This window comes from Mesorhizobium salmacidum (SeqCode), from assembly GCF_037179605.1.
Classification (GTDB): Bacteria; Pseudomonadota; Alphaproteobacteria; order Rhizobiales; family Rhizobiaceae; genus Mesorhizobium; species Mesorhizobium salmacidum.
Map to the genome: position 1 here is coordinate 140003 of NZ_JAPYKS010000012.1, position 22944 is coordinate 162946.

Sequence of the window (22944 nt, forward strand, 5' to 3'; positions counted from 1 at the left end):
GGCTAGGACACGCGCACTCGAAAATAAGTCATCCTTTACCCAGCAAAAAGACTCATCTCATGGCCGACAAATCGGAAAAGACGAAAGCGCGGCTGCCGCGCGGTTTTGCCGACCGCAGCGCCGAGGACATTCGTGCCGTCGAGAAGATGATGGCGACGATCCGCTCGGTCTATGAGCTTTATGGCTTCGAGCCGGCCGACCAGCCGCTGATCGAATACACCGATGCGCTGGGAAAATTCCTGCCCGACCAGGATCGGCCGAACGAAGGTGTTTTCTCGTTCCAGGACGATGACGACCAGTGGCTGTCGCTGCGCTACGACCTGACCGCGCCGACGGCGCGTTTCGTCGCCGAGAACTTCGAGCGCCTGCCGAAACCCTATCGCAGCTACCGATCCGGCTGGGTGTTTCGCAACGAAAAGCCCGGTCCCGGCCGCTTCCGCCAGTTCATGCAGTTCGACGCCGATACGATCGGCACGCCGGGCGTGGCGGCGGACGCGGAGATGGCGATGATGATGGCCGACGTCATGGAAGCGCTCGGTATCAAGCGCGGCGACTACGTCATCCGCGTCAACAACCGCAAGGTGCTGGACGGCGTGCTGGAGGCGATCGGACTTGGCGGTGACGAGAATATCGGGCGCAGGCTGACGGTGCTGCGTGCCATCGACAAGCTCGATAAGCTCGGTCCGGAAGGGGTCCGGCTTCTGCTTGGGCCGGGGCGCTGGGACGGTGGCAAGGAAGGCGAGGGCGACTTCGCCAAGGGCGCCGGGCTGAATGACACGCAAGCCGGGGCCGTTCTTCTGGCGACTGCGCGAAATGCGCAGGCTGGCCAGGATGCCACCGTCAGCGGGAACGCGGTCTACCAGGAGGGCGTAGGCGAACTCGCGACGATCGAAGCTCTGGTCAGGGCCGCCGGATATGCCGAGGACCGCATCGCCATGGATCGTTCCGTCGTGCGCGGCCTCGAATACTATACCGGGCCCGTCTTCGAGGCCGAACTGCTGGCCGAAATCCCCAACGAAGATGGCCAGATCGTGCGCTTCGGTTCCGTCGGCGGCGGCGGCCGCTATGATGGCCTGGTCTCGCGCTTCCGTGGCGAGCCGGTTCCGGCGACGGGTTTTTCCATCGGCGTCTCCAGGCTGATGACGGCGCTGAAAAACCTCGGCAAGCTCGACAGCGCCGACGTGATCGCGCCGGTTGTCGTGCTGGTCATGGACAAGGACACCGAAAGCCTCGGCCGCTACCAGAAGATGGTCTCGCAATTGCGTGCCGCCGGCATCCGCTCCGAAATGTATCTCGGCGGCGCCGGCATGAAGGCGCAGCTCAAATATGCCGACCGGCGCGGTTGTCCCGTCGCCATCATCCAGGGTGGCGACGAGCGCGCCAAGGGCGAATTGCAGATCAAGGACCTGATCGAAGGCGCCCGCATGTCCGCCGAAATCACCGACAACGCCGAATGGCGCGCCGCGCGCCCGGCGCAGGTGACGGTGGCGGAAAGCGAACTGGTCGCCGAGGTGCAGAAGATTTTGGTGGCGCAGGCCGCCGATCGCGCGAAGGGTGGCGCTTGAACACCCTCCTCTGTCCTGCCGGACATCTCCCCCGCAAGGGGGGAGATCGGATGTCGCGCATGCCTTCGCCAACCACCGGCGTTGCAGAAAGGGCTCCGCACTTGAAGCTGCCAATCTCCCCCCTTGCGGGGGAGATGTCCGGCAGGACAGGGGGGGGTGCCTCGCGCCCATCCTGTCCATGACCTCCCGCTACCCCGCCATATCAGCCGACATCACCGCCCTCTTCGCTGCGCGCAACACACATGCCGTCGAAGTCGCGGTGCTGCAGCCGGCCGATCCGTTCCTCGACATGGCCGGCGAGGATCTGCGCCGGCGCATTTTCCTCACCGAAAGCGAGACCGGGCAGACGCTCTGCCTGCGGCCCGAATTCACCATTCCCGTCTGCCTCGACCACATAGCCAGCCAGGCCGGCACGCCGCGCCGCTATTCCTATCTCGGCGAAGTGTTTCGCCAGCGCCGCGAGGGCGGCAATGAGTTCTTCCAGGCCGGCATCGAGGATCTCGGCGACCGCGACACGGCCGAAGCCGATGCCCGCTCGGTGGCCGACGCGCATGCGTTGCTGTCACTGGTGCTCCCCGGCCAGTCGCTGGCGATCACGCTCGGTGACCAGGGCATGTTCGAGGCGGTGCTGGCGGCCCTTGGCCTGCCGCGCGGCTGGCGCATGCGGCTGGCCCGCGCCTTCGGCTCGGCGCCGATGCTGGAGGCCGCACTCGCCGATCTCGCCAACCCGCCGCGCAACGGCCAGCTCTCCGGTCCAGTCGCGGCGCTTGTCCTCGACGGCGATCTGGACGGTCTTTCCCAGCACATTGCCGGCGGCATGGAAGAGGCTGGCCTGTCGGCATCCGCAGGGCGCGCGCCGTCGGATATCGCGCGGCGGCTGATCGAGAAAGCCGAGTTGCGCAGCGTGCGGCTGTCGAACGAGGCCTTCGCTGCCCTGAAGAATTTTCTGGCGATCGACGTGCCGCTCGATGGCGCAGCCCAGGCGTTGGAAACCTTCGCCACCGGCGCCGGACTTTCGCTGGGCGCCGCGCTGGAAAAATTCTCGGCCCGCGCCAAGGCGATCGAGGCGCATGGCTTGCCCTCGGGAAAAATCCGCTACGACGCCGCTTTCGGCCGTCCGCTCGATTATTACACGGGTGTGGTCTTCGAAATCGCGGCTGCCGATGGCCAGCGTCCCCTCGCCGGTGGCGGGCGCTATGACAGGTTGCTGACGCTGCTCGGCGCCAAGACCGCGATCCCTGGTGTCGGCTTTTCGGTGTGGCTCGACCGCATCGAGGCGTTGCGGGGGGCGGCATCATGATCACACTGGCGATCCCGTCGAAGGGCAGGCTCAAGGAGCAGGCCCTGGAGGTGCTGGCCAAGGCTGGCCTCGCCGTCAGCCTGCCCGGCGACGAGCGCAAATATCACGCCCGCGTCGAGGGCCTGGACAATGTCGAAGTGGTTTTCCTGTCGGCCTCCGAAATATCGGGCGAAATAGGCCAGGGCGCGGTCGATCTCGGTATCACCGGTGAGGACCTTGTGCGGGAAAATCTCGCCGACTGGGAAGCGCGGGCAGAGATTGTCGCCCGCCTCGGCTTCGGCCATGCCGATGTCGTGGTCGCGGTGCCCGAGATCTGGCTCGATGTCGACACCATGGCCGATCTCGACGACGTTGCAGCCGATTTCCGCCAGCGTCATGGCCGGCGGCTCAGGATCGCCACCAAATACTGGCGGCTGACGCAGCAGTTCTTTTCGCTCAAACACGGTATCCAGGTCTATCGCATCGTCGAGAGCCTCGGCGCCACCGAGGGCGCGCCGGCGGCCGGCCTTGCCGACGTCATCGTCGACATCACCAGCACGGGCTCGACGCTGCGCGCCAACCATCTCAAGGTGCTGGGCGATGGCGTCGTGCTGGAGTCGCAGGCCTGCCTTGTGGCCTCGAGGAAGACACGTGCCCCGGTCGACGAAGCCGTCTTGCGCGACATCGTCGCGAAAATGGCGGCAGCGATCGCATAGCGATCCTTCAGGGAGGGGGCTCCAGTACCATCGACGGGATTTCCAGCATCCCGGCAGGCTGATAGGTTCGGCCAGTCTTGGAGGAGACAGCGATGCCGGTCAATCTCGACGAGCTGAAGAACGCCACCAATCTGCGCGGCCGTGGCGCGCGTGCCGGCGGCGTCTTTATCGCGCCCGTGGATGGCAGGGCGCATGTCTCGGGCGATCGCGGCGTGCCGCTGCTCGACAAGACCATTCCAGCCCTTTTCTCCGACACCGTCAGCAAACACGGCACGCTCGATGCCGCCGTCTTTGTCGGCCAGGACAAGCGCTTCACCTGGAGCGAACTGTCGGACACGGTGGATGCGCTGGCCGCCGGCTTCCTGGCACTCGGCCTCCAGAAGGGCGACCGGGTCGGCATCTGGTCACCCAACCGGTGGGAATGGCTGGTGACGCAGTTCGCCACCGCCCGCATCGGCCTGATCTTGGTCAACATCAATCCCGCCTACCGGCTGACCGAACTGGAATATGCCCTGAACAAGGTCGGCTGCAAGGCCTTGGTGACGTCGGCCAGCTTCAAGACGTCGGACTATCTCGGCATGATCGAGACGCTGGCGCCGGAGATCGCCACGGCAACACCGGGCAAACTGAAGGCCAGCAAGTTGCCGGCGCTCAGGATTGTCATCCGCATGGGCGAGGAGAACTCGCCAGGCATGTTCAATTTCGGCGATGTGCTGGCCATGGCTGGGCGCGACGAGCATGACAGCCTTGACCGCATTTCCGAGGGGCTGAAGCCGGGCGATGCGATCAACATCCAGTTCACCTCGGGCACGACAGGCGCACCCAAGGGCGCGACGCTCACCCATCTGAACATCGTCAACAACGGCAATTTCGTCACCTCGGCCATCAAGCTTACCGTCGAAGACCGGCTCTGCATCCCTGTGCCGCTCTATCATTGCTTCGGCATGTCGATGGGCACGATGGGTTGCGTGTCGAAGGGCGCGACCATGGTTTTCCCGTGCGAAGGCTTCGATCCCGGACTGACGTTGAAAGCCGTGTCGCAGGAACGCTGCACCGGCCTCTATGGCGTGCCGACCATGTTCGTCGGCATGCTCGACCATCCGGACTTTTCATCCTTCGATCTGTCCAGCCTGCGCACCGGCATCATGGCCGGTTCGCCATGCCCGATCGAGGTGATGAAGAAGGTGGTGTCGCTGATGCATATGGCGCAAGTGACCATCGCCTACGGCATTACCGAGACCAGTCCGGTCTCGTTCCAGAGCAGCGTTGACGATCCCCTGGAAAAGCGCGTCTCGACGGTCGGGCGCATCCATCCGCATGTCGAGGTCAAGGCGATCGACGCCGATGGCGCCACCGTTGCGGTCGGCGCGCCGGGCGAGCTTTGCACGCGCGGCTATTCGGTGATGAAGGGCTATTGGGACGACGACGAAAAGACCCGCGAGGCGATAGATAGCGATGGCTGGATGCACACCGGCGACCTCGCCACCATCGACGCCGAGGGCTATTGCAACATTGTCGGCCGTGTCAAGGACATGGTCATCCGTGGCGGCGAGAACGTCTATCCCAGAGAGGTCGAGGAATTCCTCTACCGCCATCCCAAAGTGCGGGAAGTCCAGGTCTTCGGCATTCCCGACGCCAAATATGGCGAGGAGTTGTGCGCCTGGATCGTCCTCAAGCCCGGCCAGGTCGCCACCGAACAGGAGATCAAGGCCTTCTGCGCCGGCCAGATCGCCCACTATAAGGTGCCGCGCCACATCCGCTTCCGCACCGAATTGCCGATGACGGTGACCGGCAAGCCGCAGAAATTCCTGATGCGTCAAGCGATGGCGGAAGAGCTGGGCCTGGTGACGCAAAAGACGGCGTGAGGCCGGATCAGCCGCGTCGCACCAGCGCGCTGATGCTGTTGAGCAGCATCTGCTGGTCGCCGACCCAGAACCAGTGGTTGTCGCCGTCGACCTCGATGAAACGCGCGCCGGGAATCCTGGACGCGAGAAACCGCCCGGCCTCGATGCGCACCGCGCGGTCGCCGGAACGGTGGAGGACCATCGTCGGGGCGGAGACTTTTGCCAGGAGGTGACGGACATCGGCGTCCCGCAATGCCTCGAGCAGGCCCGCGACCGCGCCCGGGCTGGAGGCTGCCCTGAGCAATCCGGCCCACCAAGTCCTCGCCTGGCGGTCGTCAGCGAGGCTTGGGGCGAAGGTTTCGATTTCCGCCGGGCCACCCCAGCCCGCGAGCAGGCGTTGCTTCCAAAGATCATACTGCGCGACGGTCAAGGCGTAGGGATAGTCAGGCGCGCGGCTGCCTTTCGCAAGCGAGCCCCACAGGACAAGGCCTGTCAGCCGATCGGGATGCTCGACCGCAAAACGGATACAGCCCGGCCCACCCTCCGACGCGCCGACGAGCAAGGCCCGGCGGCTGCCGGCCGCATTCATGACCGCCAGAATATCCTGCGCCGTCGCCTCGACTGTGGGACGGGCACCCACGCGGTCGGAAAGCCCCATGCCGCGCCGGTCGAAGAGAATCAGGCGACCCAGGCGCGAAATCGCGGTCAGCCAGGCGCGGCAGCCCGGGTCTTCCCAGATACGCTCGACATGCGAAATAAAGCCGGGAACGAGCACGATGTCCGTCGGGCCGCTACCGACGATCTGGTACGCGATGTGGATGCCGTCGACCGCGACATAGCGCGTTCTGGGCACGTCCAAGGTGGTGTCCTGAGTTGGCTCGCGCAGCATGGCCAGCGTGGCGGGGTTCGGCGCTACGCCGAGTTCGTCCCGCAACAGCCGGATGCACGTCTCGATCTGACGCTCCGCCGCCGCCCTGTCGCCTGCCGCCAGGTGGGCACGGATCAAGTGGCGGTGCGCGCTTTCGCTCAGGGGGTCGAGTGCCGCCAGCCGCGTCGCATGAACGATCGCGCCGCGCGGCTCGCCGCGGGCGATCTTGGCTTCGACGAGCCGCTCCAGCGCTTGCACCAAGCGGCCGCGCAAGGTCTCCCGCCGGAAGAAGACCCATTCTTCGAATTCCGGACAGTCCGGCAGCGAGAAGCCGGCGAGATAGTCGACTTTGTAGATATCGGCTGCGGCGTCGAGAGAGCCGGAATTGCAGGCATGCTCGAAAACCCTGGTGTCGATCTCGGCGGACAATGCTGGGCGCAGGCTGAGGGAGCCGCCTGTGGCGGCGATGATCTCACTGCCGAACGCGATGCGGATTTTATAGAGTGTCCGCCGAAGGCGGGCGCGTGCGGCCTGATCGTCGGTCTCGGGCCACAAAAGCGTGGCGGCGACCTCGCGCGCCACCGGCCCGCTGGCCTCGGCGATATAGATGAGGAGGGCTGCCGCCTTGCGCAGGGCGAGTTCCACCCGCCGGCCGTTCAAGCGGAACTCCGGAAAACCCAGAAATCGAAATTCCAATCGCTCCATCGATCCGACCACCGCCATCCAGGGACGTTGAGGGGACGCCGGCCTTCTATCCATCCCCACGACGTCGGGCCGATCGGGCCCGATCATGAGACTCCCTTGGAGCGAGAAATGTCACTGGTCAATACTTCCATCCACCATTGCACATCAGGGCCCGTTGCCGGCGGAGGCATCCCTTCCGGTGCCGCCAGCACACGGCTAGGAGGCTGAAGCATGTGCCAATCCTGTCTCTCCTGGTACGCGCGCTGCATTGCTCCCTACCTCGTCCACGCCGGCTGTTCGGCCAGCGCCTTCGCGCATATGCGAAGGCGCTTGATCCCGCGGGCGGGGGGCCTTGTGGTCGAGGTCGGTTTCGGGTCCGGCCTGAACCTTCCCTATTACGACGCCGGCAGGGTGAAACGGGTGGTCGGCGTCGATCCCGACGGCACGATGCTGGGTCTGGCCGAACCGAAGACCCGTTCCTTGCCATTCGATGTCGACTGTATCCGGGCCAGCGGTGAAAGACTGCCCTTGACCGACAGCTTCGCCGACACGGTCGTCGTCACCTATGCCTTCTGCACCATTCCGGACCCTGAGGTGGCGCTAACCGAGATCCGGCGCATCCTGAAGCCCACGGGCCGGTTGATCTTCATCGAGCACGGCCAGGCCGAAGGGCCGCGTTGCCGCCGGTGGCAGGAGCATCTGAACCGGCTGTGGGGCCGGCTCGCCGGCGGCTGCCATCTCAACCGCGACCCATTGCAGCTGATCCGGGCGGCGGGCTTCCATATCGTCGAAGCGGAGCGTGATCGGTTTCGGCTACCCTTCTGGCAGTTGGGAAGTCACCATGCCGGCATCGCGACACCCTGACAGGTTGACGTCGTCGGTTCCGCATCTCCGATGGCCCTGCGCCGAGCCCGGCTCTCGCACGCGCGAACGGTCCGGCGCGGGGTTGTTCGCTTCTCACGCCACCAGCATCACCGCACCGAGGCCCCGGATGATCTTCGCCAGTTCGACGCATTCGCCGTGCCGCGCATTGTTGCGCCGCCAGGCAAGGCAGATCATGCGCTGCGGCATCGGTTCCTGGAACGGCACGATCTTGAGATCGGGGATAGTGCCGGCAGGGCCCGCCGCCATTTCGGGGATGAGAGTGACGCCGAGCCCGTGCGCCACCATCTGCAAAAGCGTGGTCAGGCTGGTCGCGCCATAGCTTGCCATCGCCACCGGCCGCACATTGCCGCAGACGGCCAGCGCCTGTTCGCGCAGGCAATGGCCTTCTTCCAGCAGCATCAGTCTTTCCAGCGCCGGGCTCTCGGGCGGAACCGGCGGCGAGGCAAAGGCCGGATCGCCTGATGGCACGGCCAGGAAGAACCGGTCGGGAAACAGCGCTTCGGTGATCAGCCCGGGATGGTCGAGCGGAAGCGCGGCGATGAAGGCATCGAGTTTTCGCGATGCGGTGTCCTCGACCAGGGAGGTGGTGACCGCCTCGCGCAGTTCGAGCAGCAGGGCCGGGAAATGCTTCTTCAGTTCGGGCAAGGCCCGCGGCAGAAGATAGGGCGCGACGGTCGGGATGATGCCCAACCGGAAGCGTCCCTCCATGGCAGTGCGGCCGCGCCGGGCCGTCGTTTCCACGTCACGTATGTCAGCCAGGATGCGCTCGATGCGTGGCAACAGGGCGACCGCTTCGTCCGTCATGCGCACCGACTTGCCACCGCGTTCGAACAACCGGCAGTTCAGCCGTTGCTCCATTTCTGCGATCTGGGAGGACAGCGCCGGCTGGCTGACACCGGCAAGTTTCGCCGCACGCCCGAAATGCAGCGTCTGCGCCAGCGCGTCGAAATAATGCATCTGGCGAACTGTTAATCCGATCATGCAGTCAAGCCTATCATAAGAAAATCCTATCGAAATAAACAGGAAAGGCAATTTGTTTTTATCGTCAGTGTGGCCTAGTCTGGGGTGGTTCCAGATTGGCGCGGGCCGCTGGCCGCCCCCAAAATCTCGGCAAAAATCAACCTCGGCAAAATCAAACCTCGGCAAAATTGGAGTGAGAGATGGACGCGAAAACCGACGACAACAGCGCGGGCAAATGCCCTGTTGCGCATGGATCCGCCAGCCGGACCAACCGTGACTGGTGGCCGAACCAGCTTGACCTCGGCGTTCTCCACCAGCAGTCGAATCTGTCGGACCCGATGGGCGAGGACTTCGATTATGCCAAGGAATTCGCGAGTCTCGACCTCGATGCGGTGGTCAAGGACCTGCATAAGGTCATGACGGATTCGCAGGACTGGTGGCCGGCCGACTTCGGCCATTATGGGCCGCTCTTCATCCGCATGGCCTGGCACAGCGCCGGCACCTATCGCATCGGCGACGGTCGCGGCGGGGCCGGAGCGGGCCAGCAGCGTTTCGCCCCGCTGAACAGCTGGCCTGATAACGCCAATCTTGACAAGGCGCGCCGGCTGCTGTGGCCGGTCAAGCAGAAATACGGCCGCAAGATTTCCTGGGCCGACCTGTTGATCCTCACCGGCAACGTCGCGCTGGAATCGATGGGCTTCAAGACCTTCGGCTTCGCCGGCGGCCGCGCCGACGTTTGGGAGCCGGAGCAGGACGTCGACTGGGGCTCCGAGACCAAGTGGCTTGGCGACGAGCGCTATTCGGGCGACCGTGAGCTTCGTGGCCATCTCGGCGCCGTGCAGATGGGCTTGATCTACGTCAACCCGGAAGGCCCGAACGGCAAGCCGGACCCGATCGCCGCCGCGCGCGACATCCGCGAAACCTTCGCTCGCATGGCGATGAACGACGAGGAAACCGTGGCGCTGATCGCCGGCGGCCACACCTTTGGCAAGACCCATGGCGCCGGTGATGCCTCGCTGGTAGGGGCCGAGCCGGAAGGCGCCGGCATAGAGGCGCAGGGCCTCGGCTGGTCGAGCAAGTATGCGTCGGGCATTGCCGGCGATGCCATCACCTCGGGCCTCGAAGTCACCTGGACAACGACGCCCACCAAGTGGAGCAACAACTTCTTCGACAACCTGTTCAACTACGAATGGGAACTGACGAAGAGCCCGGCAGGCGCCCATCAGTGGACGCCGAAGGGTGGCGCCGGTGCCGGCACGGTGCCCGATGCGCACGATCCCTCGAAGCGTCGCGCGCCGGCCATGCTGACCACCGACCTCGCGCTGCGGGCCGACCCGGCCTACGAGAAGATCTCACGGCGTTTCCACGAACATCCGGATCAGTTCGCCGATGCCTTTGCCCGCGCCTGGTTCAAGCTGACCCACCGCGACATGGGCCCGGTCGTCCGCTATCTCGGCCCGTTGGTGCCGAAGGAAGAGCTGATCTGGCAGGATCCGATCCCGGCGGTCGACCATGAACTGGTCAGCGACCAGGACATCGCATCGCTGAAGGCCAAGATCCTGGCCTCCGGCCTGTCGGTTTCCGAACTGGTCTCGACGGCCTGGGCCTCGGCTTCGACCTTCCGCAACTCCGACAAGCGCGGCGGCGCCAACGGTGCCCGCATCCGGCTGGCACCGCAGAAGGACTGGGACGTCAACCAGCCGGCCGAGCTAGCGAAGGTGCTTGCCAAGCTCGAAGGCATTCAGAAGGAGTTCAACGCTGGCGGCAAGAAGGTCTCGCTTGCCGACCTGATCGTGCTCGGTGGTGTCGCGGCCGTCGAGAAGGCTGCGAAGGATGGCGGCAACGACGTGAAGGTGCCGTTCACGCCCGGCCGCATGGATGCCTCGCAGGAGCAGACGGACGTCCACTCTTTTGCCGCTCTCGAGCCGAAAGTCGACGGCTTCCGCAACTACGTCAGAGGCAAGCAGCCCATGTCGGTCGAAGCCATGCTGGTCGACCGGGCGCAGTTGCTGGGCCTGTCGGCGCCGGAGCTGACGGTGCTTGTTGGCGGCCTGCGGGTGCTCGGCGCCAACACCGGCCAGTCGAAGCATGGCGTGTTCACCGACAGGCCGGGTAAGCTGACCAACGACTTCTTCGTCAACCTGCTCAGCATGAGCACGGTGTGGGATCCGGCTGCCGGCTCCGAGCCGGGCTCGGAAGAGGTCTACGAGGCGCGCGACCGCAGGACCAAGGCCGTCAAGTGGACCGGCACCCGCGCCGATCTGATCTTCGGCTCGCATGCGCAGCTGCGTGCCTTGGCCGAAGTCTACGGATCGGCGGACGCCGGGCAGAAATTCGCCCGGGATTTCGTTGCGGCATGGACCAAGGTGATGAACGCCGACCGGTTTGATATCGCTGCCTGATCCGAACTCAAAGTCGCAAAAAAAGGCGCGGGCCGTAGCTCGCGCCTTTTTGCATTCAAGCTCCGGCAATCAATCCTTCTCGAAAATACGCGCCTTGGCGACGACTCCGGCAATGGCGCCGCCGATCAACGGCGCGACGATGAACAGCCAGAGCTGGCTGAGTGCGGCACCGCCGGTAAACAGCGCCGGACCGATGGAGCGCGCCGGATTGACCGAGGTGCCGGTGACCGGGATCATGGCGAAGTGAATGCCGGCCAGCGTCAAGCCGATGATCAGACCGGCAAAAGCCGTCGAGTGCTTTTCAGCGGTAACGCCGAGGATCACCGTGACGAAGGTGAAGGTGCCGATCAGTTCCCACAGGAACGCCGAGCTCATGCCCCATTTCGTCTCGTCCCAGCCATTGGCGCCGAAGCCGCCTGTGTGGCCGCCGGTCTGGCCGGAAACGATGATCCACAGCGCAAGCGAGGCGATGATGGCGCCGATGATCTGCGCAATCCAATAGGGGATGACGTCCTTGGCAGCCAGCCGGCCGGCAAGGAAGACGCCGAGTGTCACCGCCGGATTGAGATGCGCGCCCGAAATCGGGCCGATCGCATAGGCCGCCGCGATGAGGCCGATGCCGAATGCCAGGCCGATGCCTTCCTGGCCAAGCGGCAGCGCGCCGCCGAAGCCGCCCGTCACCACGGACGCCGTACCGATGAACACCAACAGAAATGTGCCTAGAACTTCCGCCAGATAAGTCTTCATTGCCCTCTCCTCGTGACGATCCGCCGGTCAACGGTTTCCGCGCCGCGAATCATGGCGGCAAGAGTATTCCCAACCGAAAAACTTGGAAAGCAGAGCTGTAGCGCCATACGCCGTCCTTGCAGCCGCCAGTTAAGAACATTAGAAATATTGCATCTACTGGTCTGCCTACTGTTAACCGCCGTGAAGATTTACTGATCGGACAGGTTTGCCGACCATGGCCAGCTTGCGCTCGCGGCGAGACCGAGCGGGGTTCAATCCGGACGTGAAAGGCTCTAAGAGCAGACCGAGATAATGTGCTCGATTTGATGGAATGACGAATGCGACTGGGCGGACGGCTGGCTGCGGCTATCGAAGTGCTGGAGGATATTGGCCGGCGTCACCGGCCGGTGGCCGACGCGCTGAAGGATTGGGGCCTGTCACATCGCTTCGCCGGCGGTGGTGATCGCGCCGCGATCGGGAACATCGTCTACGACGCGCTGCGCCACAAGCGCTCTGCCGGCTGGTTGCTGGGCGAAGACACGCCGCGCGCCATCGGCTTCGGGGCGCTGTTGCTCGAATGGAACCAGACGGGGCAGTCGCTCAATGCTGCGCTCGAAGGCGACAAGTTCGCGCCGCCGCTGCTCAGCGCCACGGAACTCAGGGCAATCGCGGAACGCCGGCTTGCCGACGCGCCGCCCGCGGTTCGCGCCGACATACCCGATTGGTGCGAACCGCTTTTCGAGCGGGCCTTTGGCGAGACATGGGTCGAGGAGGGCGCGGCGCTGGCCACGCGTCCGCCGCTCGACATCCGGGTCAACACGCTTCAAGCCGATCGCGTCAAGGTCTTGGCCGAACTGGAGCAGACCGGTGCCAGTGTCGCACGGATCGCACCCTACGGTATCCGCATCCCGCCGATCGACGGTGATGGCCGACACCCGAACGTGCAGGCCGAGCCGGCCTTCCAGAAAGGCTGGTTCGAGGTCCAGGACGAGGGGTCGCAAATTACGGCAGCGCTTGCCGGCGCGACGGCCGGCATGCAGGTGCTCGACTTCTGTGCCGGCGCCGGCGGCAAGACGCTGGCGCTGTCGGCGGCGATGGACAATCACGGCCAGATCTTTGCCCATGATGCTGAAAAGGCGCGGCTGGCGCCAATCTTCGACCGCATCCGCCGCTCGGAAAATCGCAATGTGCAGGTCGCCACCAAGCCGGCCGAGCTTGCCCCACTGGTCGGTCACATGGACATCGTGCTGGTCGATGCGCCCTGCACCGGCAGCGGCACCTGGCGGCGTCGTCCCGATGCCAAATGGCGGCTGACACAGAGACAGCTCGACGCCCGCAAGGGCGAGCAGGCGACGATCCTCGATGCCGCCAGGATGTATGTCAAACCCGGCGGCCTGCTGGTCTATATCACCTGCTCGGTGTTCGACGAGGAGAATGGCGAGCAGGTCATGGCGTTTCGTGAGCGCAGCAGCGGCTTTGCCCCGGTCGATCACCGCGCTCTCTGGGACGGCCGTTTTCCGGGCCACCAAGCAGCGGCGCGGATCGGCGCTGGCGGCGATATTTCCCTGTCGCCGGCGCTGAGCGGCACTGATGGGTTCTATTTCTGCGCGCTGCGCCGGACCAACTGAGCCCTGCCGCATCCGCCGGCAGTTCGCGGCCACTCGGCCGGTGACGGCCTACGAGACCAATTGTTGCAGTGCAGCAATTGAGATTGCCTGCCGCCGATCCCTCTGCAATAAGCTTTGCCAGACAAACGAAGGCAACGGCGATGGCAGCGAAGATCGTACCGGCTCCAGACTATGAGGATCGCGTCAGGGCGTCCTTCGCACGCCAGCAGGCGATGGCGACGATCGGCGCCGAATTGACTTTGGTGACACCCGGCATAATCGAGATCGAGATGCCCTATTCGGCGGCGCTGACCCAGCAGCATGGCTTCCTGCATGCAGGCGTCATTTCGACGGCGCTGGACTCGGCTTGCGGCTATGCGGCATTCTCGCTCATGCCTGAGAATTCCGGCGTGCTGACCATCGAATTCAAGGTCAACCTTCTGGCGCCGGGCCGGGGCGAACGCTTTCTGTTCCGCGGTTCGGTGACCAAACCCGGCCGCACCATCATCGTTGCCGACGGCCAGGCCTATGCCTTCGCCGCCGACGGCGAGGCCAAGCTGATCGCCACCATGACCGGCACGATGATGACGATGGTTGGTCGCGACGGTATCGCGGGATGATCCAATGAGCAATGTCGTGCGCATTGGCGGCAAGAATGTGCTCTTCGTCATGGCGGCGCAGGCCGAATATGGCCCGCATCTGCAGCGGCTGTTCAACCCGCTGATGACGGGAGTCGGCCCGGTCGAAGCCGGCGTACGGCTGGGCGCCGAGCTCTCCTGGTTGAAATCCACAAAAGCATTGCCGGACCTCGTCGTTTCGCTGGGCTCGGCCGGCAGCCGCAAGCTGGAACAGGCTGAAATCTACCAGGCCGCTTCGGTGAGCTATCGCGACATGGACGCTTCGCCGCTCGGCTTCGAGAAGGGCGCGACGCCTTTCCTCGACCTGCCGGTGACGGTGCCGCTGCCCCTCGTTATTCCAGGTATCAGAAGCGCCACGCTCTCGACCGGCGGCGCGATCGTCACCGGTGCCGCTTACGACGCGATCGACGCCGATATGGTCGACATGGAGACCTTCGCCTGCCTGCGCGCCTGCCAATTGTTCGGCGTGCCGCTGATCGGCCTGCGCGGCATTTCCGACGGCGCGGCCGATCTGCGCCATGTCAACGACTGGACGGAATATCTGCACGTCATCGACGAGAAACTGGCCGTGGCGATCGAGTCGCTCGAACGGGCGATCGGTGGCGGTCTGCTCGAGGGCTGACTGTTCTTCGGATCAAGCGGCCAGGCACTGCGGATCGCCGAAATCGATGCGTGAGACGCGTCCGCGCACGGCGCCTGTTGCGTCGATATAATCGATCGCTCCCGGTGTATGATCGAGTTTCCACGCGCCGGCGGGGCCGTCTTTCCATTCGACCTTGTAGCCGTCGTCCAGCAGCGCCCAAAGTCCGTGGAAGCGTGTGCCGTCCGGTAGGAGGAGGTGCGCCCGATCTTCAGTTTCATAGTGGACGAAGGCGTGCTTGCCGCCCATGTCGATGACATGCGTGGTTCCGACCATGATAATGGCCAGCGTGTCCCTGTTCAGTAATGTCATTATACCTGTCCATGGGTTCGCGTTTCGAAAGAGGCTCGACGGGATGAATATCGTCAAGTATCTTGACTATACGGAGTCTGGCATAAATGGTCAAGCAGCTTGACGAAAAAACCGAAGCGTCGCCGGATCATGTCGGCTGGCGGCTATGGCAGGCGGGCCGTGCCTGGCAGGTGGAATTTGCTGCCGCCATGCGGTCCGCCGGCCACGCCTGGTTCAGCGAGGCGCGCGCCGGGCTGCTCGGGCACATCCCGCGCAACGGCACGCGCCAGTCGGCATTGATCGAGCGCGCGGCCACCTCCAAGCAAGCGGTTCAACAATTGCTCGACGGTCTGGAGGCGGAAGGCGTGCTGGAGCGGTTGCCCGATCCACGGGACGGGCGCGGCAAGCTTGTGTGCTATACCCGCAAGGGTCTGGATGCCTTGCGCGACGGCGACCGCATCAAGCTTCAGATCGAGCGCGGCTATATCGATCGCATCGGCGAGCAGCGGTTCGCAGCGCTTATGGACGCCTTGCGCACACTTGACGCGGGGCGGGGCGACGCATCGGCAGGAGCATCGGGGCAGAAGTGAGCGGCGTGACCGCGCAACCCATTGCGCCGACTCGTTTCTTTCTCTAAAGGCTCGCCATGACGACAGCCAATCACACCGACACCGTCCTGATTGTCGATTTCGGCAGCCAGTTTACCCAACTCATCGCCCGCCGCATCCGCGAGGCCGGCGTGTTTTCCGAGATCGTGCCGTTCCAGTCGGCCGAAGCCGCGTTCAAGCGCATCAATCCGAAAGCTGTGATCCTGTCCGGCGGCCCCGCCTCGACATCGGACATCGGCAGCCCGCGCGCGCCGCAGATCGTCTTCGACGCCGGGGTGCCGGTGCTTGGCATCTGCTACGGCCAGATGGCCATGTGCGTGCAGATGGGCGGCGTCGCCGAAAGCTCCAACCATCGCGAATTCGGCCGCGCCTTCGTCGAGATCGAGAAGGACAGTCCGCTGTTCGAAGGGCTTTGGGCGACCGGCCAGCGCCATCAGGTGTGGATGAGCCATGGCGATCGCGTCATCGCCTTGCCGCCGGGCTTCGAGGTGTTCGGCAAATCGGAAAGCTCGCCTTTCGCCATCTTCGGCAATGTCGAGCGCAGGATGTACGGCATCATGTTCCACCCGGAGGTGGTGCACACACCCGACGGCGCCCGGCTGCTCAGGAATTTCGTTCACAACATCGCCGGCATCGAAGGCGACTGGACGATGCGCGCCTATCGCGAACACGCGGTCGAGGCGATCCGCAAGCAGGTCGGCAAGGGCAAGGTCATCTGCGCGCTGTCGGGCGGCGTGGATTCCTCGGTCGCCGCCCTTCTGATCCACGAGGCGGTCGGCGACCAGCTGACCTGCATTCTCGTCGACCACGGCCTGATGCGCAAGGACGAGGCCGCCGGTGTGGTGGCGATGTTCCGCCAGCATTACAATCTGCCGCTGATCCTGGTCGATGCCTCCGACAAATTCATCTCGGCGCTGGAGGGCGAGTCGGATCCGGAAAAGAAGCGCAAGACTATCGGCCGGCTGTTCATCGAGGTGTTCGAGGACGAGGCAAAGAAGCTCGGCGGGGCCGATTTCCTGGCACAAGGCACGCTCTATCCCGACGTCATCGAAAGCGTCTCCTTCACTGGCGGCCCGTCGGTGACGATCAAGTCGCACCACAATGTCGGCGGCCTGCCCGAGCGCATGAACATGCAACTGGTCGAGCCGTTGCGCGAACTGTTCAAGGACGAGGTGAGGGCGCTCGGCAAGGAGCTCGGTCTGCCCGAAAGCTTCATCGGCCGCCATCCGTTCCCAGGGCCCGGTCTTGCCATCCGCTGCCCTGGCGGCATCACCCGGGAGAAGCTGGAGATCCTGCGCGAGGCCGACGCCATCTATCTCGACGAGATCCGCAAGGCTGGCCTCTATGACGCGATCTGGCAGGCCTTCGCCGTGTTGTTGCCGGTGCAGACCGTCGGCGTGATGGGCGACGGCCGCACCTACGAATTCGTCTGTGCGCTGCGTGCAGTCACTTCGGTCGACGGCATGACGGCTGATTTCTATCACTACGACATGGCCTTCCTAGGTGCCGCCGCCACCCGCATCATCAACGAAGTGCGCGGCATCAACCGTGTGGTGTACGACGTGACCTCGAAACCGCCTGGCACAATCGAGTGGGAATGATTCAGGTCTATCTGAATCCCGCCGAATTAACGCCATGGCACGACGCAAGCCGTAGAAAACAAAAATAAACCCGTTCACCGACATTCGGTGACTATCGGTATGCAGAGCTTGGCTTTGGCGGCCTGCCTGACGGGCCTGCGGCATATTGCTCGGACGAATTTTTCAAAAGCACCGTCGCGGCCAATCAGGCCCGTGACGGTACTTTTTTCGCTTCAAGGCAGTGACGATAAAAGGGAATCGCCACCACGAGTCCGTGAAATTGCGCTGACGGTACTTTTTTCAGGAGGCAATAGGGATGCTGACCGATGCTGCCCTCAAGGCGTTGAAAACCCAAAGACAAAATCTACAAGATTGCAGACCGCGACGGGATGTATGTTCGCGTCATGCCGAACGGCGCGATCTCGTTCCGCCTGGATTTCAGACTCAATGGCCGCCGGAAGACCATCTATCCGGGAGGGTACGGACGCTACGGATTTCACTCGCCCGGGCGAAGTGTATCGACACGAGGCGCGCCATCGGCGAGGGACGATCACCAGCGATCGAGAAGCGTCGCCTGAAGGAAGCCAAGAGTTTTGGCGAATTCGTCTGCTAACACCGTGTTCAGCCACCGGGTATCGTGTGGACTCAGTCGCGATGGCGGAACGCCGGAAATTGCCATTGCTGTCAGTTGCCCTATTGCGCTGGCCTACTCTTTGACCGCCCCTGTCATTGACGACACATAGTGCTCGACGAAGAAGGAATAAAGGATCACCACCGGCAGCGACCCGATCAGGGCGCCGGCCATTAGTGAACCCCATTCGTAGACGTCGGAGCGGACGAGCTCGGTCAGCACGCCCACCGGCACGGTCTTGTTTTCGGACGACTGAATGAAGGTCAGAGCGTAGATGAACTCGTTCCACGACAGCGTGAAGGCGAAGATACCGGCGGAGATCAGCCCCGGCACCGACAGCGGCAGCACGATCTTGGTCAGCACCTGCCAGCGGCTGGCGCCATCGATGAGCGCGCACTCTTCCAGTTCGAAGGGAATGGAACGAAAATAGCCCATCAGCAACCAGGTGCAGAAAGGCACCAGGAAAGTCGGATAAGTCAGGATCAGGGCAAAAGGCGTGTCGTAGAGCCCGAGATTGAAGACCATGACCGACAAAGGAATGAACAGGATGGACGGCGGCACCAGGTAGGCGAGAAAGACGGCGAGCCCGACCTGGCGCGACCCGGAAAAGCGCAGCCGCTCGATCGCATAGGCAGCCAACACCGCGGCGATGAGCGAAAGCACGGTAGCGGCGACCGAGATGATCGTCGTGTTGAGCAGCCAGCCCGGATAGGAGGTTTCGAACAGCAGGTAACGGATGTTCTGCAACGTCGGGTGGACTACCCAGAACGGGCTCGATGTATCGTAGCTGGTCATCTCCGCGTTGGGTTTGATGGCGGTGATCGTCATCCAGTAGAAGGGAAAGAGCAGCACGATGATGAAAATCGCCAACGGAAGGTAGACCGTCACCACGCGCCGCGGCATGCTTTGCAAATAGGTCATGCCACCGTCGTCGCCGCCGGCGGGGTTCGGTTTAGCGTTGATTAGAGCCATCTCAATCTCCGCCGCCTTGCTGCCATCTGCGCCGCTGCAGGCCGAAATAGCTGAACAGGATCGCGCCGAGCAGGAAGGGGATCATCGCTACCGCGATCGCCGCGCCTTCACCGAGTTGCCCGCCCGAAATGCCGCGTTGGAAAGAAAGCGTCGCCATGAGATGTGTGGCGTTCACCGGGCCGCCGCGCGTCAGCACATAGATGAGCTGGAAATCGGTGAAGGTGAACAGAACCGAAAAGGTCATGGTGATGGCGATGATCGGCGTCAGCAGCGGCAGGGTGACATAGCGAAACAGCTGCCAGCGACCGGCGCCGTCCAGCGTGGCGGCTTCGTAAAGCGATTGCGGGATCGTCTGCAGGCCGGCGAGCAGGGTTATGGCGACGAAGGGAATGCCGCGCCAGACATTGGCGGCGATCACCGAAGCGCGGGCGTTCTGCGGATCGCCAAGGAAATTGATGTTGTGATCGATGAGGCCCATCTGCTTGAGAGCCCAGGAGATGATCGAGAACTGCGAATCGTAGATCCACCAGAAAGCGATCGCCGACAACACCGTCGGTACCACCCAGGGAAGAAGCACCACCGCGCGGAAAAAGGATTTGAACGGCAGGTTCTCGTTGAGCAGCAACGCCAGCCACAGGCCGAGGGCGAACTTCAGGATCGACGCGCTCACCGTGTAGAGAAGCGTGTTGAACACGGACAGCCAGAACACGCTGTCGTCCCAGAGATATTCATAGTTTTCCAGGCCGATGAAGACGCCTGGCCTGCCGATGCGGGCGTCGGTGAAGCCGAGCCAGACGCCGAGCCCCAGCGGATAGGTCAGGAAGACCAGCAGCAGCACCACTGTCGGCAGCATAAAGCCAAAGCTAAGCAGCCCGCGACTTTCCGCAATGCGCGACAAGAAGGAGGGGCGGGGCGGGGCGGCGGCGGTTGTCACGGCCATGAAAAGGCTCCTCTGGTGGATATCGAGTGGCTCCGGAGCCAGCAGTCCTTCCGCCTTCGTGGAGAAGACTGCCGGCGCGCGGATCTCACGGCCCCGCGCTCTCCTCATAGGGCGCCTGCATTTCGGCGGCACGTCTCGACCCACGCTGCGGCCGACCCGAAAAATACAAGCGTCTTCTTCCATGAACGGAAGAAGACGTGCGGACTACACCCGGTAATACCGGTTGGCGCGCTTCTCGGCCTCTTCCATTGCCTCCTGTGGCGTCGCCCGACCGGTCACCGCCTTGGCGAACATGTCGACCAGCACATAGTCGGCCATGGTGGCGGCCGAAGCGTAGCCGAGCAGCCCGGCGTAGCCGTTGTTGCGCAGCGTTGCGGACGCTTTGGCATAGGGCGCATAGTTCGGATCGGCCTTCCAGATCGGATTGTCGTCGTAGGCCTTCAAGGTTTGGCAGCAATAGCCGGAAGAGCCCTTGATCCATTCCGACATCTGCGGTTCCTCGAACATGAACTGCAGATAGGCCTTGGCCGCGTTCGGATGGGGTGTGTAGTTGAAGATCACCGCCGAGGTGACCTGGTAAAGCTCCACTGCCTTGCCGATCGGACCGATCGGCAAGCTAGCGGTGCGGATGTCCTTGGCCATTTCAGTCAGCTTAGGATCCTTGTCCTTGTTGATCCTGGCGGTTTCATAGGCCGAGATACCGTTGGCGATGACGGACAACTCGCCGGCCAGGAAGGCGCGGTTGTTGTTCACGTCGAGCCAGCTTTCCGTGCCGGGGATGAAGGTCTTGTAGAGCGCCTGAGCATATTCGATCGCCTTCATCGTCTCGGGACTGTTGATCACCACCTTGCTGTTCTCGTCGACCATCTTGCCACCATGGCTCCACAACAGCCAATGAGCGTAGTTGTTGCCGTCACCGACGCCATGTCCATGGGTGAAGCCGGCCGGATGGCCTTTAGCCTGCACGGCCTTGCACAATTCGAGGAAGCTGTCGGTGTCTTTCGGGAACTCGGAGAAACCGGCCTCCTTGACCCAGCTCTCGCGGTAGACGATGGCGTTGCCTATGGTGGCCAGCGGCAAGCCGATGAACTTGCCGTCCTTGGTGGCGTAGCTCTTCGGGCCCTCGTGCCAGCCGCCATATTTCTTGCCCAGATAATCTCCGAGATCGGTCACATCGAGGAGCTTGTCGGGATATTGGAAGGGATCGTCGAACCAGACGAACATCAGGTCGGGGCCCGAGCCGACGTTGGCCGCGACCGCCGCCTTGGGACGAATGTCCTCCCAGCTCTCCTTGTCGACGCGCACCTCGACACCGGTGGCATCGGTGAATTTCTTCGTCAGCGCCAGCCAGGCGGTCTCATCGCCCTGGACAAACGGTGACCAGCGAAGGAGCCTGAGCTTGGCACCTTTTTCGGGCGTGTATTTCGGCGCATCCTGGGCAAAGGCTGGCGTGCCAAGCAGGCGGTTGCCGATTGCTCCGGCAGCCGCCGCACCGGCGCTGGTTCGTATTACGTCGCGTCTGGTGAATCTCATTGCCATTTCCTCCTGTTTTGATTGGCTGAGACCTCGGCATGTTCAAAGCCGGCGGCCCGTATCCACGTCAAAGAGATGGATCAGGCTCGGCTCGGCGGCAAGCTTGACGGTTTCGCCGGGCCGGAACGGGTGTCGCTCCCGGAAATTCGCGACGATCTCTTCACCGCCAGGCGCGCGGCCGATGATCTGCAACTCCGACCCGGTCGGTTCGACGACCGAAACGGTGATGGGGAAGCCGTGGTCGGAAAGGCGCAGATGCTCGGGCCGTATGCCAAGCACCACCGGACCGTTATTCAGGTTTTGCGGCGTACGCGGCAAATCTATGGCGACGCCGCCGCTGCCTTCGAAGCCGCCGGCGCCAATGCGGCCTGTCAGCATGTTCATTGCCGGGGAGCCGATGAACATCGCCACGAAAAGATTGTCCGGCCGGTCATAAAGATCGAGCGGTCGCCCGATCTGCTCCACATTGCCGTCATGCATGACGACGATCTTGTCGGCCATCGTCATCGCCTCGATCTGATCGTGAGTGACATAGACGGTCGTGGTCTTCAGGCGCTGATGCAGTTCCTTGATCTCTGCGCGCATCTGCACGCGCAGTTTGGCATCGAGATTGGAGAGCGGCTCGTCAAACAAAAAGACCTGTGGGTCGCGCACGATCGCCCGGCCCATGGCCACGCGCTGCCGCTGCCCGCCCGAAAGCTGCCGGGGATAGCGCGACAGCAACGGCGTGAGGTTGAGAATTTCCGCGGCACGCTCGACCTTGCCATCGCTCTCCTGTTTCGAGACACGCTTCAACATCAGGGAGAACGCCATGTTCTCGCGCACCGTCATATGTGGGTAAAGCGCGTAATTCTGGAACACCATGGCAATGTCGCGTTCCTTGGGGGCGACCGTGTTGACAATGCGCCCGCCAATGGCGATCTCGCCGCGCGTGATGCCTTCGAGGCCCGCGATCATGCGCAACAGCGTCGACTTCCCACAGCCCGACGGGCCGACCAGCGTTACGAACTCGCCGTCTTCTATATCGATCCCGACGCCATGGAGAATTTCGGCGGCGCCGAAGGATTTGTAGACATCGCGGATCGCAACGGATGCCATCGATTCCCTCCCGAGCGATGCGACGCCTGCGAGGGAGACGTCCACTCCATACATACGCAGCTTGCAGTCTTGCCACGTCCTCCATATGAATTGGTAGCGCTACCAGCAGCGCATGTAAAGCACGGCCGGAAGGCTGGCGGATTTCCGAATGGCACGCCTTGCCATCCCTTTCTGCGACCAATCGATATCATGGCTTCTCTCATCTCTCGCACGAGCACATCTTGCGAAACATGGACCAAGATTGTGATCTCGGAAGCCTTGAAGAAGACCATGCACCATGCGGACTGCTTTGTTCCGCGGCAGTACGGCACACCCCTATTCTTGACCCGCAGCAAGCGCCACCCGCAATGGTGATGAAATCCCACGAACCGGTCCTGCGCCAAGTGCCTGACAGAGCGATTCTGCGCCTTGCAAGCGCTCTCGCGCACCAAGCTGCGCGCGAGACCACGCGCATGCCAGGAAAATCCATCGTGAATC

General features: G+C 63.4%; 19 protein-coding genes and 1 pseudogene. 12 read left to right on the plus strand and 8 right to left on the minus strand.

Features of this window, described 5'->3' with window-relative positions; all coding sequences use genetic code 11:
* Nucleotides 1-59: 59 nt before the first annotated feature.
* The 4 genes from hisS to O7A60_RS17875 all read left to right on the plus strand — a co-directional run bounded on the left by hisS (nucleotide 60) and on the right by O7A60_RS17875 (nucleotide 5425).
* The gene (hisS, locus tag O7A60_RS17860; RefSeq protein ID WP_337107351.1) at nucleotides 60-1565 is read left to right on the plus strand and encodes a histidine--tRNA ligase; all 1506 of its coding nucleotides are present in this window, start codon (nucleotides 60-62) and stop codon (nucleotides 1563-1565) included.
* Between the two features lie 178 nt (nucleotides 1566-1743).
* Nucleotides 1744-2865 (plus strand): ATP phosphoribosyltransferase regulatory subunit, encoded by a 1122-nt coding sequence (locus O7A60_RS17865; RefSeq protein ID WP_337107352.1) that lies wholly within the window; start codon nucleotides 1744-1746, stop codon nucleotides 2863-2865.
* Nucleotides 2862-3560 (plus strand): ATP phosphoribosyltransferase, encoded by a 699-nt coding sequence (gene hisG / locus O7A60_RS17870; RefSeq protein WP_337107353.1) that lies wholly within the window; start codon nucleotides 2862-2864, stop codon nucleotides 3558-3560. Before O7A60_RS17865 ends, hisG begins: the two co-directional genes overlap by 4 nt.
* A gap of 92 nt (nucleotides 3561-3652) precedes the next feature.
* Nucleotides 3653-5425, plus strand: a complete 1773-nt coding sequence (locus tag O7A60_RS17875; protein WP_337107354.1) for an AMP-binding protein — start codon at nucleotides 3653-3655, stop codon at nucleotides 5423-5425.
* Between the two features lie 7 nt (nucleotides 5426-5432).
* Here the strand turns inward: O7A60_RS17875 and O7A60_RS17880 are convergent, their stop codons facing one another.
* The gene (locus tag O7A60_RS17880; RefSeq protein WP_337107355.1) at nucleotides 5433-6977 is read right to left on the minus strand and encodes a bifunctional AfsR/SARP family transcriptional regulator/alpha/beta hydrolase; all 1545 of its coding nucleotides are present in this window, start codon (nucleotides 6975-6977) and stop codon (nucleotides 5433-5435) included.
* A 210-nt stretch (nucleotides 6978-7187) separates the two neighbouring features.
* Here O7A60_RS17880 and O7A60_RS17885 point away from each other — a divergent pair, with 210 nt between their 5' ends.
* Nucleotides 7188-7820, plus strand: coding sequence for a class I SAM-dependent methyltransferase (locus O7A60_RS17885; RefSeq protein WP_337107356.1), 633 nt, complete (start codon nucleotides 7188-7190; stop codon nucleotides 7818-7820).
* A 93-nt stretch (nucleotides 7821-7913) separates the two neighbouring features.
* Here O7A60_RS17885 and O7A60_RS17890 read toward each other — a convergent pair whose 3' ends face one another.
* Nucleotides 7914-8822 (minus strand): hydrogen peroxide-inducible genes activator, encoded by a 909-nt coding sequence (locus tag O7A60_RS17890; protein WP_140504564.1) that lies wholly within the window; start codon nucleotides 8820-8822, stop codon nucleotides 7914-7916.
* A 179-nt stretch (nucleotides 8823-9001) separates the two neighbouring features.
* On the opposite strand from O7A60_RS17890, the gene katG reads away from it, so the two are divergent.
* A complete protein-coding gene (gene katG / locus O7A60_RS17895) occupies nucleotides 9002-11203 on the plus strand; it encodes a catalase/peroxidase HPI (protein WP_337107357.1) in 2202 nt (733 codons plus the stop codon).
* 69 nt (nucleotides 11204-11272) lie between these two features.
* Here katG and O7A60_RS17900 read toward each other — a convergent pair whose 3' ends face one another.
* Nucleotides 11273-11950 carry an MIP family channel protein gene (locus O7A60_RS17900; protein ID WP_337107358.1) on the minus strand — a complete coding sequence of 226 codons (678 nt, stop codon included), beginning with the start codon at nucleotides 11948-11950 and terminating at the stop codon, nucleotides 11273-11275.
* 317 nt (nucleotides 11951-12267) lie between these two features.
* On the opposite strand from O7A60_RS17900, the gene O7A60_RS17905 reads away from it, so the two are divergent.
* From O7A60_RS17905 to O7A60_RS17915, 3 genes are all read left to right on the plus strand, one after another.
* Nucleotides 12268-13557 carry an RsmB/NOP family class I SAM-dependent RNA methyltransferase gene (locus O7A60_RS17905; protein ID WP_337107359.1) on the plus strand — a complete coding sequence of 430 codons (1290 nt, stop codon included), beginning with the start codon at nucleotides 12268-12270 and terminating at the stop codon, nucleotides 13555-13557.
* Between the two features lie 140 nt (nucleotides 13558-13697).
* Nucleotides 13698-14156 (plus strand): PaaI family thioesterase, encoded by a 459-nt coding sequence (locus O7A60_RS17910; RefSeq protein WP_027146613.1) that lies wholly within the window; start codon nucleotides 13698-13700, stop codon nucleotides 14154-14156.
* 4 nt (nucleotides 14157-14160) lie between these two features.
* A complete protein-coding gene (locus O7A60_RS17915) occupies nucleotides 14161-14796 on the plus strand; it encodes a 5'-methylthioadenosine/S-adenosylhomocysteine nucleosidase (protein ID WP_337107360.1) in 636 nt (211 codons plus the stop codon).
* 12 nt (nucleotides 14797-14808) lie between these two features.
* Here the strand turns inward: O7A60_RS17915 and O7A60_RS17920 are convergent, their stop codons facing one another.
* Nucleotides 14809-15126, minus strand: coding sequence for a hypothetical protein (locus O7A60_RS17920; protein WP_337107361.1), 318 nt, complete (start codon nucleotides 15124-15126; stop codon nucleotides 14809-14811).
* A gap of 86 nt (nucleotides 15127-15212) precedes the next feature.
* Here O7A60_RS17920 and O7A60_RS17925 point away from each other — a divergent pair, with 86 nt between their 5' ends.
* The 3 genes and pseudogenes from O7A60_RS17925 to O7A60_RS17935 form a co-directional block, all read left to right on the plus strand.
* Nucleotides 15213-15695 carry a MarR family winged helix-turn-helix transcriptional regulator gene (locus O7A60_RS17925; protein ID WP_337107362.1) on the plus strand — a complete coding sequence of 161 codons (483 nt, stop codon included), beginning with the start codon at nucleotides 15213-15215 and terminating at the stop codon, nucleotides 15693-15695.
* A 56-nt stretch (nucleotides 15696-15751) separates the two neighbouring features.
* A complete protein-coding gene (guaA, locus tag O7A60_RS17930) occupies nucleotides 15752-17314 on the plus strand; it encodes a glutamine-hydrolyzing GMP synthase (protein ID WP_337107363.1) in 1563 nt (520 codons plus the stop codon).
* Between the two features lie 295 nt (nucleotides 17315-17609).
* Nucleotides 17610-17897: pseudogene (locus O7A60_RS17935) on the plus strand (Arm DNA-binding domain-containing protein); the annotation flags it as partial.
* Nucleotides 17898-17999: 102 nt separating this feature from the next.
* Here the strand turns inward: O7A60_RS17935 and O7A60_RS17940 are convergent.
* From O7A60_RS17940 to O7A60_RS17955, 4 genes are all read right to left on the minus strand, one after another.
* Nucleotides 18000-18896, minus strand: a complete 897-nt coding sequence (locus tag O7A60_RS17940) for a carbohydrate ABC transporter permease (RefSeq protein ID WP_337107364.1) — start codon at nucleotides 18894-18896, stop codon at nucleotides 18000-18002.
* A 1-nt stretch (nucleotide 18897) separates the two neighbouring features.
* A complete protein-coding gene (locus O7A60_RS17945) occupies nucleotides 18898-19749 on the minus strand; it encodes a carbohydrate ABC transporter permease (protein ID WP_411908769.1) in 852 nt (283 codons plus the stop codon).
* Between the two features lie 291 nt (nucleotides 19750-20040).
* A complete protein-coding gene (locus tag O7A60_RS17950; RefSeq protein WP_337107365.1) occupies nucleotides 20041-21369 on the minus strand; it encodes an ABC transporter substrate-binding protein in 1329 nt (442 codons plus the stop codon).
* A gap of 42 nt (nucleotides 21370-21411) precedes the next feature.
* Nucleotides 21412-22467 carry an ABC transporter ATP-binding protein gene (locus O7A60_RS17955; protein ID WP_337107366.1) on the minus strand — a complete coding sequence of 352 codons (1056 nt, stop codon included), beginning with the start codon at nucleotides 22465-22467 and terminating at the stop codon, nucleotides 21412-21414.
* Nucleotides 22468-22944: the final 477 nt, after the last annotated feature.